This window comes from Sphingobacterium sp. GVS05A (genome assembly GCF_019969845.1).
In the GTDB taxonomy this organism is placed as follows: domain Bacteria; phylum Bacteroidota; class Bacteroidia; order Sphingobacteriales; family Sphingobacteriaceae; genus Sphingobacterium.
The window spans coordinates 26,688-41,480 of record NZ_JAHXYR010000005.1; the positions used below are offsets into that span (position 1 = coordinate 26,688).

At 35.6% G+C, this 14,793-nt stretch carries 15 protein-coding genes and 2 pseudogenes; 10 read left to right on the forward strand and 7 right to left on the reverse strand.

Features of this window, described 5'->3' with window-relative positions:
- Positions 1–132: 132 nt before the first annotated feature.
- Positions 133–684 (forward strand): tetratricopeptide repeat protein, encoded by a 552-nt coding sequence (locus LC454_RS13570; RefSeq protein ID WP_223583033.1) that lies wholly within the window; start codon positions 133–135, stop codon positions 682–684.
- A gap of 153 nt (positions 685–837) precedes the next feature.
- Here the strand turns inward: LC454_RS13570 and LC454_RS13575 are convergent, their stop codons facing one another.
- The 3 genes from LC454_RS13575 to LC454_RS13585 all read right to left on the reverse strand — a co-directional run bounded on the left by LC454_RS13575 (position 838) and on the right by LC454_RS13585 (position 5,156).
- Positions 838–1,518 (reverse strand): hypothetical protein, encoded by a 681-nt coding sequence (locus LC454_RS13575; RefSeq protein WP_223583034.1) that lies wholly within the window; start codon positions 1,516–1,518, stop codon positions 838–840.
- Between the two features lie 27 nt (positions 1,519–1,545).
- The gene (locus LC454_RS13580; RefSeq protein ID WP_223583035.1) at positions 1,546–4,365 is read right to left on the reverse strand and encodes a hypothetical protein; all 2,820 of its coding nucleotides are present in this window, start codon (positions 4,363–4,365) and stop codon (positions 1,546–1,548) included.
- A 560-nt stretch (positions 4,366–4,925) separates the two neighbouring features.
- Complete coding sequence (locus LC454_RS13585; RefSeq protein WP_410528659.1) at positions 4,926–5,156, reverse strand: DUF6904 family protein; 231 nt, start codon at positions 5,154–5,156, stop codon at positions 4,926–4,928.
- Positions 5,157–5,655: 499 nt separating this feature from the next.
- Here LC454_RS13585 and LC454_RS26645 point away from each other — a divergent pair.
- The 4 genes and pseudogenes from LC454_RS26645 to LC454_RS13605 form a co-directional block, all read left to right on the forward strand.
- Positions 5,656–5,790: pseudogene (locus tag LC454_RS26645) on the forward strand (DUF3606 domain-containing protein); the annotation flags it as partial.
- Between the two features lie 27 nt (positions 5,791–5,817).
- The gene (locus LC454_RS13595; protein WP_223583037.1) at positions 5,818–6,048 is read left to right on the forward strand and encodes a hypothetical protein; all 231 of its coding nucleotides are present in this window, start codon (positions 5,818–5,820) and stop codon (positions 6,046–6,048) included.
- 144 nt (positions 6,049–6,192) lie between these two features.
- Positions 6,193–6,858, forward strand: a pseudogene (gene xth / locus LC454_RS13600) (exodeoxyribonuclease III); the annotation flags it as partial.
- A 2-nt stretch (positions 6,859–6,860) separates the two neighbouring features.
- Positions 6,861–7,307 carry a hypothetical protein gene (locus LC454_RS13605; RefSeq protein WP_223583038.1) on the forward strand — a complete coding sequence of 149 codons (447 nt, stop codon included), beginning with the start codon at positions 6,861–6,863 and terminating at the stop codon, positions 7,305–7,307.
- A gap of 172 nt (positions 7,308–7,479) precedes the next feature.
- Here LC454_RS13605 and LC454_RS13610 read toward each other — a convergent pair whose 3' ends face one another.
- From LC454_RS13610 to LC454_RS13620, 3 genes are all read right to left on the reverse strand, one after another.
- Entirely contained in the window at positions 7,480–7,977 is a 498-nt protein-coding gene (locus LC454_RS13610) for a hypothetical protein (protein ID WP_223583039.1), read from the reverse strand.
- 11 nt (positions 7,978–7,988) lie between these two features.
- The gene (locus LC454_RS13615) at positions 7,989–9,299 is read right to left on the reverse strand and encodes a hypothetical protein (protein WP_223583040.1); all 1,311 of its coding nucleotides are present in this window, start codon (positions 9,297–9,299) and stop codon (positions 7,989–7,991) included.
- Positions 9,300–9,547: 248 nt separating this feature from the next.
- Entirely contained in the window at positions 9,548–9,841 is a 294-nt protein-coding gene (locus tag LC454_RS13620) for a (deoxy)nucleoside triphosphate pyrophosphohydrolase (protein WP_223583041.1), read from the reverse strand.
- 222 nt (positions 9,842–10,063) lie between these two features.
- Here LC454_RS13620 and LC454_RS13625 point away from each other — a divergent pair, with 222 nt between their 5' ends.
- The 4 genes from LC454_RS13625 to LC454_RS13640 all read left to right on the forward strand — a co-directional run bounded on the left by LC454_RS13625 (position 10,064) and on the right by LC454_RS13640 (position 13,580).
- Entirely contained in the window at positions 10,064–10,807 is a 744-nt protein-coding gene (locus tag LC454_RS13625) for a penicillin-binding transpeptidase domain-containing protein (RefSeq protein ID WP_410528660.1), read from the forward strand.
- Positions 10,808–11,070: 263 nt separating this feature from the next.
- Positions 11,071–11,517 carry a tetratricopeptide repeat protein gene (locus LC454_RS13630; protein ID WP_223583043.1) on the forward strand — a complete coding sequence of 149 codons (447 nt, stop codon included), beginning with the start codon at positions 11,071–11,073 and terminating at the stop codon, positions 11,515–11,517.
- A 543-nt stretch (positions 11,518–12,060) separates the two neighbouring features.
- Positions 12,061–12,690, forward strand: coding sequence for a hypothetical protein (locus tag LC454_RS13635; RefSeq protein ID WP_223583044.1), 630 nt, complete (start codon positions 12,061–12,063; stop codon positions 12,688–12,690).
- A gap of 503 nt (positions 12,691–13,193) precedes the next feature.
- Complete coding sequence (locus LC454_RS13640) at positions 13,194–13,580, forward strand: hypothetical protein (protein WP_223583045.1); 387 nt, start codon at positions 13,194–13,196, stop codon at positions 13,578–13,580.
- Between the two features lie 37 nt (positions 13,581–13,617).
- On the opposite strand, the gene LC454_RS13645 is transcribed toward LC454_RS13640, so the two are convergent.
- Positions 13,618–14,061, reverse strand: a complete 444-nt coding sequence (locus tag LC454_RS13645; RefSeq protein ID WP_223583046.1) for a hypothetical protein — start codon at positions 14,059–14,061, stop codon at positions 13,618–13,620.
- A 203-nt stretch (positions 14,062–14,264) separates the two neighbouring features.
- Here LC454_RS13645 and LC454_RS13650 point away from each other — a divergent pair, with 203 nt between their 5' ends.
- Complete coding sequence (locus LC454_RS13650) at positions 14,265–14,438, forward strand: hypothetical protein (RefSeq protein ID WP_223583047.1); 174 nt, start codon at positions 14,265–14,267, stop codon at positions 14,436–14,438.
- Positions 14,439–14,793: the final 355 nt, after the last annotated feature.

The window sequence follows — 14,793 nt, forward strand, 5'->3', positions numbered from 1 at the left end:
TCGTTTATATTTGGTTTTTCCTCACTTTTGGCGGTCAAGACGGAGCACGTATCAAACATTTCCTCATGTCAGTTACAACTTTTGGCACACAACGGAGATGATCTTACCCCATCTGAAGGTATCAAGTAAGGCATGATAGTTATTAAAAATAACTGTTTATGTTTCTTTCCTCTGCCTGTTAGAGGGAAGCGCTTTGTTTTTATTGAGAATGCAGAAAAAGCGATAAAGTTAAATCCGAAATATTCAATTATTCATTATAATCTTGGGTTAGCTTATCTGGAGAGAGGCAACCATTTTAGTCATTCAGTTCACGAAAAAGCTTTTAATTATAATATCGCTATAGAAAAGCTGAAAAATATGTTGGAAATTTTCCCTGAACACATAAGAGCGTATGAATTTTTAGGAATCTGTTATGTAGAATTTTCAAAAATTAACAATAAACAAGAAAATGTTTCATTAGCAATTCAGTATTTAAAAGAAGGATTTGAAAAAGGAGCCGATAATTTGCTTTTAGTAGACCTATATTTGAATCAAGACAAGCTTGACGACGCCTTATATATATTAGAGATACTATATGAAAGAAATAAAGATGTTGTACATGAGTTTTATAAAGATGGTAATTTGAAGCCGCAATATAAGGTTTTGGAAAATGAAGTTAGGTTCAAAAAATTACTTTCCAAGTAGTTTTTTTATTCTAAAAAACTATATCAGTTCAGGTCGTTACGATTTAGTTTATTGGCATGGTCCTCCCATAATGATAATTATGGGAGATTACTGTTTTTATTTTGTAAGGACAACCTGACCAGCAAAACAATATCATGAAAACCTCTTTGAAAATTATTGACGACTAATTTCATTGGTCAACCAGATCATGCCTTCTGCAGTATTCACAAAACTGAGCCAAAGCATGATATCATCAATTCTATTATTCACGTCTCTAATCCATTCAACATAGAGTTCGACAACTTCTTTTGAACCTTCCTTTACGACATGGACGGTATACTTACAACCAGCATAGGTAAAAGCTTCAATTGAATTTTTAACATATTGGTCATTTAGTCTCTGTGCTAAAGCACAAAAAGCCGCTTTTGCCCTGGGTTCCGGAGTAGTAGCACAGCAGCTGTTTGCCCATATCTGAAATTCTGTAACGCCAATCTTTGCGATGGCTCTGCAGGATAGCACGGTAGGATCTCCGATAACTCCTTGTAGATTTTCATTTATTGCGTTGTGATTGGCGGTTATGAGATCAAAATCCGAACCGATAGTAGCAGCTAATTGCTCATACGGAACCAGATCTAAGGTAGTGTTCATCGTGCCACCTAAATTATAATTGTCAATGTTTATAATTCCAACCTGATTTAAATTCAGGTCAGCGAGTACAGCATCAAATTGAACATTTACACCTCCGACAACACCAAGAGAATTGTCTACATTAGATTGATTGCTTAAGGTAAAATATATCGGTGCCGCAAGGGAATAAATTGGGCTATAAAAGAGATCAAATGTTAGCTCTTGCATAATTGTGTATTTTGAAGTTCGACGTGTTTAATTATAAGTAGGGAATCTGTAATTTTTTATTTCCACCATTGGAATCCATATACTGTATTCTTCATAGCTAAAAGTGAAAATATAGTAAGATTGTTCGCCCATGCCTATAGTAAAGGAGACAAAGAAATCTTTATTCCATTTGGCAAGCATAGGCTCAAATTGAGCATTAAATCTACTTACTGCATCTTTTTGCGCATCCACAACCATATCCCCCAATTTGGTAGCATATTTAAGCAAAATATTATAAGAATTGGGGGCGAGTTGAAATTTGGGACCAATGAGCGTTTTAAGAAACTCTTTTTCAGAGGACAAAAAATATTTGTTCATTAATAGCTTATGTTTAAACAACTCATTTCGGATTTTCCTTTCAAAAACCGGAGTGGCAGGAGCCTGATAGTTATTCCAACTGCCCCAAAAAGTGACATCAGTGAGTGTCTGACAATGGCGCAGGAACTTACTCTCAATTATTGTATCATCTTCTAAATATTTCGCCAGGTTTGCGATAAACTGTAGTCCGGCTTTAGTTAAATCACTAAGGTCAACACTGTATTTCTTGAGAAAATTGTTATGACTTTTAATCAAGAGATAAATAGTTTCCAGCAACGGTTCATCTACTTCGGAGACATTTTTTACATACCAGGGATGAGGGGACATGCTGGAAAAAAGTTGTACTACGCTAAAAATTTTCTTACTCTTAAAGTCGCAAAGACTAACATTAGGCATGATCGAGGCGGTAATTCCAATCGTATTGGGTAGAAAATGTAATAAATCCTCCACTCTCGAATTCGCTTCATTTTGTAATTGGGTATGGTACCTGATCAAGCCCGAGCGCCTATCATTTCGATCACTAATTGCTTTACGCTGTTCATCACTATACCAGAATTCCAGATCCCCAGGCGTCGGGGTTATCTTAAGCCGACTGGTCTGTTCGGCAGCATTTCCATTAAATCGGCTCTCGATAATAGAGTTATATACAATAGACGAGCATTGTTGATAAACTTGATTCAGAAGTTCAATTTTACCTTCTGTGTCTTCCAGAAAGATACAATCACTGAATAAATGATCTTCAAACTTGGATACCAGATCTAACTTTGTTTCTCCGCTCACATTTGTACGGGTAATCAAGTGATGGATGAAAGGATTTAATGGACTTGTATTTTCATTGTAAAGTTGAAGGTTCAGTGCCGATGATGGATTATGAACGAAAAGAGCTTTCTCGAAAAGTGTATCCACGCTGCCTTCAAACACCAATGAGGAAAATAATCCAAAGGTATCCAGGTGATTCCTCAACAATAGATCTGTAATATTATTGCTCAATAGGTCAAGGTGAAAATCAAGTTCCCTTTGTAAAAAACAAAAACCTGTAGCGTCGAAAATACTATGGTCAATAATCAGAAGATTATGGTACCGGTATGGAATACTTGCTATAAAATTTGTTATTTCCTCTTCTCCTGATTTGTATTTTATCTTCACCTGCTCACTGACCTTGAAAGCCGATAGGTGATAAAACCTTTGAAGAAGAATTATTTCTTCGATATTATTTATTTTTTTGGCCAGTTCCGTTATTAATTGGTCATGTGAAGGAGCCGAATCGATAACTAGTAACTGACTCTCAATTTCAGGGTGCGACTTTCTGTAATTATCCAATAGTTCGATGCAGTTATGCTTCTGATCTTCACTTAGGGGAAGGAGCAACTGTCTATCCAATAAAGTATAGACCTTATAATAAACCATAACCAGATAATCTATACAGGTATTTGCTATGTGAGTAGCTATAGCACGGTCAAATGACCTCATTAACTCTTCAATCAGGTTTTGACGAAGTTTAACAGGAGATTGCCGGTAAGTAAATTCATCTACAAATTCCTCATAAGGTTGAATATTAAAAAAAGCCCCATTCAATTCGAAATTCGTAACTCCGATTTTTTCTGAAATGACCTTAACAATCTCTTTATTTGATCGGTTATAAGCTAAATTCAATAATTCCCGGTTACCAGTATTTAATTGAAAGAAATTAAAATATTGTCGGAAAGCTTCATTGAACACATATTGTTTACCTTGCTGAACAGCTGTGAGGTCACTGAATAATGACTTCACAAAAGGGGCTTGCCTTGGTGATCGGACCGTATTGATTGAATTTTGACCATTGCCCTCTTCAAATTTCATTATAAAAAACTTAAGCTGATTAGTTATAAAAGAAGGGTCTTCAAATGGGGCGAAAATTTCAGAACTTGGCATTCGGTCAGATACCAATTTATAGATATTCGGCTTCCCGATTTTAGAAGATGCGTCCTCTAAAAGTTGGGCTAATTCGGTACTATTTAAAATAACATCGCCATAAGTTCCATCTGGTTTAAAGTATGCCATCAGAAAATCCAGAGCTTTTAGAGGATCTTGTTGACATATCAGCCCAAAAATGACCTTGCGAAAGACCGTATAGACATGTTCCGGGATTTTTAAGTCCGGAAATATATTATACAGTTTCCTTTTAGCTTGAATCAGGTCTTCCTTAAAAATATAGGCAGATAATTTTGTGAAAACCGGTAAAGAATTTTCAGTAAAAATGTAAGTGAGTAAATGAAAACAAAAGGTATCAGAAAACTCCTTACTATGGTTGGCTTGTATAAAAGTCATGAGCTCAACAAAAATTGTGTCAGGTAGTTGGCCAGGATTGTTTTCTATAAAATCACAACATTTTTCTGCAATCATTGCAAAACCCTCATGTTTTTGAAGGAAGCTTGTTGACTCTTCTATCTTCTGGAGCAGGTCAGCAATTTTGAGCTCATCTAAAAACTCCTGCAGTTTTATACTTGGCATAAGGTTTATAATATATAACGTTGGCTAAAACGGCTTGTCACAAGTAATTATTGCAACACTCATAATTCAGTTTACTATATACAATATACAAGTTTTTATATAATAATAATTATTATAATATATTATAGTTGCGTATCAGATGAATTTCGAAATCCAGTAAGGAGGAAAAAAAGTATTGCGTTTATTACAATTTCTTTTTCAGAGAGCTGCTTAAGATCGAATAAAAATGCTCTGTCACTCTAGGGAGATTTATTTCTGAAGTATAGCCTGTTGCTTGATATTGGTATAGAGAAAATAACTCGCAATGAAAAACAAGCCGTCCAGGGTGAGATGCATGGCTATAATCTAATTTCTGAGTTTGCTCTTTGATATTTGAGGGTACATTCATTTCCATTCTCAATTGACAATAGGGGCAAACGATAAAGTTTCAATACAATAGATTGGCTATCGAGAACAAAATACTCTCATTGCAGCGAGGACAGCTTAATCCTGCTTTTTTTTCAGTTCCATTTGGCATTGTTGTAGTTTTTGTTTGTTAGAGTAAAAAGAAGATAAATTGTCTATTGATTACCAATCAAGCCGTTGTAATCAAAATCATTGTCGCTTAATTCCATAGTAGAAATTTCGCAGTTTAATCGTTTGGCCTCCGCAATTAGAAAAGCTTCATATTCTTGATATTCCTTAGTACTATAAACCCCACGTTTAAGCAAAACAGATAGTTTTCTGAATGCTTTCTTCCCACCACCCAACGAAAAGAAATCATGGTTTATACTTCTCATGTATTGGTAGATATATTTGTTACTAGGAAAAGTGCATCTTCAATATAAGGAATAGGATTTGCAGCTCCGGTAGGATCATAGGCATACATGAATTTTTCCAGCTAGAACTCGATAAGGAGGATTTGAGAAATAACAAACTTATTTGTTTTCGAGTACCGCATATTAAACTTCAGTGCTGTCAATGAAAAGTGGAAATGTACCCAGGATATCTGAACACCAAGATAGGAGGCAGGATCATGTGTCAGGTGATTTCTGGATGCTTTCAACCAGCTTCCATCTTTGGCTTTGTGTATCTCATAGGAAAATCCGCTTATAAGGGGGTACAAAGCATCGGGCTTATATGGGCAAGCATCTTTTTCATCACACGACTTTTCAGGTAAACATAAACCACATGCCTTTAGTTGTCGAATATTAACTGTTTCGTTAATATCTCAAAACAATCAAACTGTATGTGTTGGCGCTTGTTCTATTCAAAAAACCGCTTTGTATGTAAGACAATAAAAATCAAAAGGACGCAAGAGACCGCAATCAGGTCGCCGTTGGCGAATCGTATGAAGTAGATTATATCGCAAAAGAACTTGGGGTATCGCGGCAGGAAGTCGAAGCAGCAATTGAGAAGGTCGGTAATAGTAGGGAAGAGATTTCTAAATATCTAAAAATAATAAGAAATGATATGACAGATAGAACCACATTTACAGGAATCCCGGTGACCAATAGGGAAGGAGTTGAAAAATATTTTGATTTCGAAGTTGGCAGGGAGGGGGAGAGCGGCCAATATGCTCGTATTACTATGGACGGCTGCCAGCTGATTTTAGATGAAGACCTGGCTTATATCAAAGGTGATCTGCCGGAGCAGTGGCATAAACGCGCTATCAGCGAATTGCTTTTTTTTATTGGAGGTTGACCGTAACAAGGATGACAATTGAAATAACTATAAATGAAAATAGCAACCTACAACGTCAATGGTATTAATGGGCGACTAAACGTATTGCTTCGCTGGTTAAAGGAGGAGTCGCCGGATATCGTTTGTTTATAGGAACTAAAAGCCCCGCAGGAACGATTTCCCTTAAAAGCCATTAACGACGCTGGTTATAACGCGGTGTGGCATGGGCAGAAAAGCTGGAACGGTGTAGCTGTCCTTTCCAAATTTGAAATTGCCGAAGTGACAAGGGAATTACCTGGTGATAAAGAGGATAGCCATAGCCGGTACCTGGAGGTTATCGTCAATCAACTTTTAATATGCTGTCTTTATCTACCCAACGGCAATCCTTATCTCGGCCCTAAATTTGAATATAAAATGGCCTGGATAAAGCGATTAATAAAACGGTCAAAAGCGCTTATAAAAATGGAAGTGCCTGTTATTCTTATTGGTGATTTCAATATTATCCCTACGGAACAGGATGTCTACAAGCCGGAAAAATATATAGAAGATGCCCTTTTTAGAATTGAAGTCCGAAAAGCGTTTAAACAGCTTATCGGCCAAGGGTGGCTCGATTCGATACGGACGCTTTTTAAAGACCAGCAGGTTTATACCTTTTGGGGTTACTTTAGTAATGCATATGGTCGAAATGCCGGCCTCCGGCTGGATCATATCCTTTTAAGCCCAGTCGTTGCTCCGTTGCTATTGGAAGGCGGGATCGACCGACAGGTGCGGGGCTGGGAAAAAGCCAGCGATCATGCGCCGGTCTGGATTGTATTGAAAGATAAAAAATAAATATGGCTGCTAGTAGGAAATCCAAAAATGAGCTGCTAAAGGAGGCGCGATTGCAGGAACTTGAAGGTAAAACCGAAGATGCCATAAAAAGCTACAGCCAAGTTATACGCAAAGACCCATTACAGGCCGGGGCATACAATCGCTTAATGATCCTTTATCGAAAGCTAAAAGATTATAAAAAAGAATTGGCCGTTATTAAGCAGGCCATCGACGCATATGAAAAAGATATAAAGGAAGATCAACAGATCTGGAAGAAGGCTAACCGTAAATCTGCCCGGCTCAGTCTCAGCCTGGCTAAATCAATGGGGCTTCTCAACGACAAAGGTCTCCCGGTTTATGAAGATCCGCAGATCCTGACATGGAGAAAACGGCAGGAAGCGGTTCAGAAAAAAATTAAAACTCCTCCAAAACCGCAAAAAAAGAAAGCTGTAGCGCGTACAAAGAAGTGAAATCAGGGTTTCTACCCGATTAACCAGAGCTTCTTGCTAAAATGTCCGAATATTAATAAACTAGTAAATATTTGGTTATCTATTGCCCATGTCCTCATTTTCATATTTCCCATACACCCTAAGGTTGCTTACAAAATATAGTCATATCCTTCATAGTTGAAGGCGATTATATCTAAATATTAGTTCTTCCTACCACAATCTTGAAATAAATATATGGATAAAGAAAATACTCACCAGAAGATGGTTTTCCCGAAAAAAGATAAACTTTTTTAAGATCAGAGGATGAAATTGTCGATATACATTCTCCTATCTTCTCCGAATCAATTTGAAATGGTATTAATACTGTTTTGGAAGTATATCCTTTATTTTTGAGATCTATATAAATACTCTTGAAATCAAGATCATTCCTTATTTTTTGCATATAGTCAACAAATAAAGGGTGCGCACTATCAGAGAACACAATATCCAGTACTTCGCCTTCATTGTCAAATTGAAGCTTCATTAACGTAATCGTTGGAATACAATGGTCTTTAAGCTCTTCAGGATATTTGAAATGTACAGCTAGACTAGAATACAGCTTTTCAAATGATGGAAAATCATCATTCTTTTGTCCACAAACAGTTAAAGAGATAAATAAAAACAGTCCCGTAATTAAAAAAAGTTTTTTCATATTTATAGTTTTTATTGACATTTTTTTCCTTTGTAACCAAGCTCGTAGTCAGCTAGGATTCTAGATCTATCATTCAAAGATGGTAATTTATTTCCTAGTTGTGATTCTATCGAGCTCCATGTTTGGTTATTTACACTATTTAGGAATGCTTCATATAACCCCCCAAATGCAACCGAGTAAGCGTCTTGTACAGGGGTGTTAAAATTGTTCACTAGATAATTTGCAATCACACCAACATAATTTTTCAGCATAATGTCATGTTGGCTGGTATTATATAAAAATCCTTTATAATCTAGATAAGCATGTATAGATTCATGCACTACTACCGTTGCTATATACTCTTGTGAGGAGCTAGGGAGAGTGTTTAGGTTTAAATTAACACTTACATCTATGCTTGAAATCTTTTCCTCTGTATCATAAAATATTTGTGTCGGTTTTGCATTGCCATTTACACCGCTTTCTAATTCTGTGCTTTCGTTAAATATAATATTAATTTTCTCATTCGCACCAAAAATAGATTTCAACGTTTCATTAGCTTTAAATACAATATCCCTATTGATGACCTCATCAACCATACCTTTTAAACAAGGATTTTTCACATTATTTGTAATGGAATAGTATTCTTCCGAAAACGGTGGCGATCCCTCCCCATCAAAAATTGGCATTTGTTCAAAATCATCAGGATCACCATATGTATCTTGGCTAGAACTGCCACCGGTCCCTGTATAATTATCGCAACTGATAAAATTAACGTATCCATTTACGTACCCGTAGATACATCCAGCTCGCAGACCCGCACTGGCTTTATTAGCATTTTTAGAAGCTGAAACTGCAAATTTTCTGCGTATAATGTTATCATTATTTAAAATAGACCCTTCATTATAATAGTCAATTTTCTCAATACCCTTTTTTAACGATCGGGAAATAATTAGACCAGAATAACCTTTCGAGAGATCTGTGGGAACAAATGTAACTGTCGAATAGTTCCATTTTGAGTCTTTATTCCGTACGGCTTTTAAAATAACATGATTTTTCAAATCTACCTGAAGGCCGTCGAAAGGAAAATGTACAGTATCTAATACAGATACAGCAATTAAAACAGTATCTTTATGTTTTTCAACTGTTTTATCCCAATTAATTCTAGTTCTGAATGCTGGGGTTAGCAGGTACACCTTTGTTTGGTCGTAACCCGTCTGCTTTTCAAAATCAGCTCGTAATAAACTAATATCGTCTACCTTATTGTTTTCAATAAATGAGTCGCTTTGGTCCTTACAACCAATTATCACCATAATAGTGGTGATTAATAAAAGGAATCTTCTCATAAAGTTACTTAATCAGTTTTTAATAAAGTTACAAAATATTTGTTATATAATATAATGACGGTTGAAATGAAAAGATGTCCTAAAAAATATGAAAATATTTTTCTAAAGAAAAACTAGTTGCTGTATGGGCGGAGGTTTCGTTTATATTTGGTTTTTCCTCACTTTTGGCGGTCAAGACGGAGCACATATCAAACATTTCCTCATGTCAGTTACAACTTTTGGCACACAACGGAGATGATCGATATTGCTTACACATGTTCCAGCGCTTTTACTTCTCCTGATTCTAGGCTGCATACAAAAGGGTAGAGCTGCAGCGAGAAGTCGGCGTAGTGGTGCTCTACCATCGTTAGTGCGCTATGTATATTAATATCAATATGGAGTTCCTCTTTGATTTCTCTGTGTAGGCATTCTTCTTTAGATTCTCCGGTTTCGATCTTGCCACCTGGGAACTCCCATTTCAATGGAAGTTTCATTGAAGCCGACCGTTGGCAGATCAGTATTTTATTGGCGTGTTGAATAATCGCACAGGTTACTTGCAGCATAATGGTTCAAAGGTAATGATTTAGAAAAATATTATTAACTTATCCTGTGTGGGCTTGAAAAGAAGACTGAATGATAAAATACAGTAAGAATTTTTCGGTTCCGATAACTATTTTATAAAAATGATATTAAGAATTACACTGTTGATGTTTGTAGCTGCCTTTTATGTTTCTGGAGTAAATGGACAGACAAAAGGGATATTTTCTACAGGTACGAAAATCGTAATGCCCAATATTCAGGGATATTTTGAGGAATGTGGGGTAAGAGGGACTATAGCTATTTATGATAATAGAAATGACATCTGGTTTGTATCCGATACATCGGATTCCAAGATTGAAAGTGTACCTGCATCTACGTTTAAGGTTATCAATATGCTCATCGCGTTAGAGACAAATACGGTCAAAGATGAAAATGCTGTGGTGAAATGGCCGGGATCAACAGATACCATTAAATATGGCTATCGCCCAGATATCTACAGAGATATTTCAGTAAAAGAAGCTTTTCAGGTATCTGCAGGCTGGGCTTTTATTGAGCTTGCAAAGAAAATAGACAGATCTACCTACCAAAAGTTTTTAGGAGAATCCGGCTATGGAAATGCCGATCTCACTGAAAAAGGAGAAGATTTTTGGAATTTTGGAGCAATGGGTATTTCTCCTATCAATCAGGTCGAATTTTTGAAACGATTATATGATGGGAATTTGCCTTTTTCCGATCGAAGCATGGATATTGTCAAGAAGGTAATGATAACAGAGAAAGAAAAAGACTTTATAATACGGTCAAAAACTGGATGGACAAGGGAGCATAATACGAACACAGGGTGGTGGGTAGGATACCTTGAATCTGGTCAAAATGTGTATTTCTTCGCGACACGACTTATACAGGACCGTAAATTCAATAGATCAGATTTTTCCAGCTGTAGGAAGGAAATTACCAAAAAGGTATTTCGAGATCTTAAAATAATGCAATAAATTACATTGTGATGGAAAGGGAGGGAATCGGTTAGTATCTTATAGACTGTACCAGCTTCAACAATGTATTTTCAGGGAAATACGAAAATCTCTTTTCTGCTGAACACACCAAAGGAGCGCGTCCCAGTACCCTCGGCAAGTATCAAAAAGGACAGTCTAGGAAAGCAGTAGATAGGGGAGGAGAAAAAGGAGAATCTTTACCTCCAAGAAAAAGACCTCCAAATTGGAAAGGCCCTTGGCCTCCAAAAAAATAATTATTTAATATGGCAAAAGGAGATAGATTATATTTTCAAGCTCTCGCAGAAGCAAGCAAAAATACCGAATTGGGCGATTCAAGTGCGCTTGAATTATTAAAAAAAGCAATAGATAAGAATAATAGTAAAGCGCAGTATGCATTGGCTACATGGTATCTATATGGGAAAACTGTCAAAAAAGATTATACGAGAGCCGTCGAACTATTGATGAACTCCTCTCTTCAGAATAATGAAATGGCCTGTTTCGATTTAGCAGTTTGTTATGAAAACGGTTTTGGAGTAAAAAAGAACACGAAAAAGGCTTTCTTATTTTATTCTAAAGCTGTTTTACTTGGTGAGAAGCAATCTATTTACGAGGTTGGACGATGCTATTATTATGGTATTGGGGTTAATAAAAACTTGGAACTGGCTAAGGTATATCTTGATATAGCAAATATGTATGGAATAGAAACGTAACTAGTTTTAACTTAAACTTTCTAAAGCCATTGTATGGACCAACGATAGTTACAATAGATATTCCAATTCCAAAATATTATTTTTTTAACGGTAAAAACGTTTTCTACACAAATGTGTAAAATTTGATATTTTGAATAAAAAAATAAAGGTATTTATTTACATTTAATTACTGACAATTAGCCATTTAATGAATACCAATTGTCACCTGTTATGTGTTTTATTTTATGAATAGGTTGGGGCTATTAAGATCTTCTTAGTTGAATATGTAATACGATATTATGCTAACGTAGACTTAGTTCCGCATTTATGATTGTTCACAGATACCTTTAACTGCTAATATTCCTTGATTAAATTTTTCCGGTATATCTCATGGAATTATCGGAAATATTGGCTATTTCATAACAGAATCAATATATGGAAACTCAATACTATTCAGCATTCTATAATTGATAAATATAGATTTAAATTCTTGAGACAGGGAATGAAAGATGATGTTGGTCTATTTAAAAAGTATAATTGGTTTTATAAAGTTAATAAATAATTATGTTCAATATCTTTAAAAAAACACATAGAAAATTAAAAAGCTGGGAAAAAATAACCTTGGAACAGGTATTTAAACTATTGGAAAATGGTTATCAACATTATATTGCTCAATTGGATTTTATAGATGAAGTAGGTATTAATCGATCTGACATTCCCAATTTGATTAATTGCATGTACTCTGTTGCATTTTATAAAGAATTCGAAAATGAGTTAGTAGAAAATTTTAAAGTTGAAGGATTGGTAATAGGAGACTTAGGTAAAAATCGTAATATAGAGGTAATCCTATATTTCGCTGATGATATATTTTTGGGATACTCCACTGACCTACAGGAGGGCTCGTTTCAATTTGATGATCAAAAAATCAATATTTCTCAAGTAAAGAAAAAGTTATGGGGTAATGAGGGAAACTCAATTGTAAAAAATATCTTAACAGCAAAAGAACTAAAATTAGTCAATCTTGGTGATATCTATATATCTAATATTAATGGAAAAGATTATTATCATTTGAAAGAGCTTGAAGATGGTGATTTTTTAGGGTTTGACCAAGATGGTGTTTTTTTTAAACTCACACATGATCCATTTTACATACAAAAGATTGATAGAGATTGTGTTATAGATTTTTTGTTATAAAATAGATTTCATTTTCTAATAAACAGAGATGCAGATTTTCGGTTAATTCTGTATCTCTGTATGTTTTACAACATAGACTTAAAATACGAACCGATACTTTGAGAATATAAAATACACCGATACTCTTCAGTTTTGGAGCGTTGATAAATGTGTAATAGTAGCGAATATATGCGCCATATTCTCCTCATTAAGGCTCACACTTCTTTTAATAGTGTTGAAGAAATAGAATTGGGATCCAAACGGCCTATTGGAAGGGTACGAATATCACTCAAAGATTATTATATGGAACAAATTGGTCCAAGTGAGCAAACTTATGTAAAAAAGGTGAATTGGTAAAAAGGTGGGATTCGAAGACATTTTCCACTCATCAAAATGTTGTTCTAGACGAACTAATCTTATACATTAACTCTAAATAATAATGGTGAAAAATCATTAAAGGACTTTTTTGAGGAAAGGGAAATTGATATTTTTGATATACATAGAGACTCCGTAATCTACAACCAATGGGAAGTTTAACAAAATATGTATCAAATGATCATCCGGAACTCTCGGTATTAATCGAAGATGACGGTAAGGTCTGTTATGCATACTTATTGAGAGGGAAAAGAATAGTTGGAGATATATGGTTGTATAATATTGCTCCAACTCCGAACGAAGCTGAATGGCATAGTAAGGAAAATCTCCCATTTTTAAATCCTGAGGAATTTGTCAAGGAGAATCTTGAACCATTCGACGCATGGTCGCCTGTTGAAGTCACCTGGGATTTTAGTGAAGAAATAGTGGCCAATATATTTCTAGCGTCCAGATTGATTGCAAAGCTAAAAGAGGGATCCTGTCCTGGTTGGTCCAGCCTAGTGACTAAAGATGGGCCTCTGGCGCAGAAGATCTAAGGCTTCTAAATATAACATCATTAAAACTGGTTATCCTTCAGCAGTTCATATTCACTGAGGGGAAATTATGTTTAGACCATTTTTTCTTATAGCCTTCTAATCCTTCCTCATTCCATCTTCTTATCAGATTCTCCCGTACCAAATTAATGTATTTCGGCAGGGTAGTAGTTCCCGAAAGCACGGTCTCAAAATTATCTTCACTTATGAGATTCCAACTAGCCCAATCTTTGTACCATCGGAGTTCATAGGAAATGCCAGAGCCATTTTTTTTCAATATAAGTTTATGCTCGCCAGGTTCATCCATAAAAACAACTGATTTTTCACCTCTAGTTCTTAATTCAATGGCAGATTGTGCCAATTCCTTCAACGAATCGTGAAAAAAAGAAATATTGAGTGTGACAGTCTTTTCTATATTGCCAATTTCAAGAGCGGCCCAGCCTCCATTATGTAATATGTATTTTAAGGTGAAAACTGATTTCATTGTTTTTCGCAATTTCCTCTACAATTTAAAAAGAATATATTATATCTATGTGATTTCGTATTTCAACTCTCGACTTTTCGGTATCTCCCACATACCGCTTACATACATCTTGTTTTCCTCGGATACCCTTCTTAGCAACCATACTTTTGCTATACACATAAAAACAAAAGAATATGGCAAATCAATTTTTAGTTAAAGAAACTATGGCAGCTATGCGAGGCTTATCTGTTGCTGAAATTATAGCTTTACAAAACGGAACTTATGAAGGAGTACAGCTACTAGGCTATTACGAGAAAGGGGATACCCCAGTACCCATTATTTACTCACTGAGTACAGCTTTATTGGAAGACAACGGTGGGAGTATTATCGAAACGTGAGGCATTAACCTGGAACATCAATTTATCGAACAAGCCAATGCCCTTTATTTTGGTGTTAGTGCCTCACTTACAGATAATGCAGCTCGATTAGCTGTGTTTTTTGACTATCTAAAGGCAAGCAAAGGTATAGAAGGGTTTTTACCAATCGGTACGATCGCTTATAGTCTGCCGTTAAACTTTGTTTTCGAAGGCGCTAAACTTATTGAACAGGAAAAGGCACCATATTAAAGTTTACCGGATCTGCAACCAATGCATTTGAGATTGATGCATTTGAAGGCGGTACCGAAACGACCCAGTTCATCAATAATATTAGAAAGATCTATTAATCATATATTTTTTTGAAATCTTCTGCGCT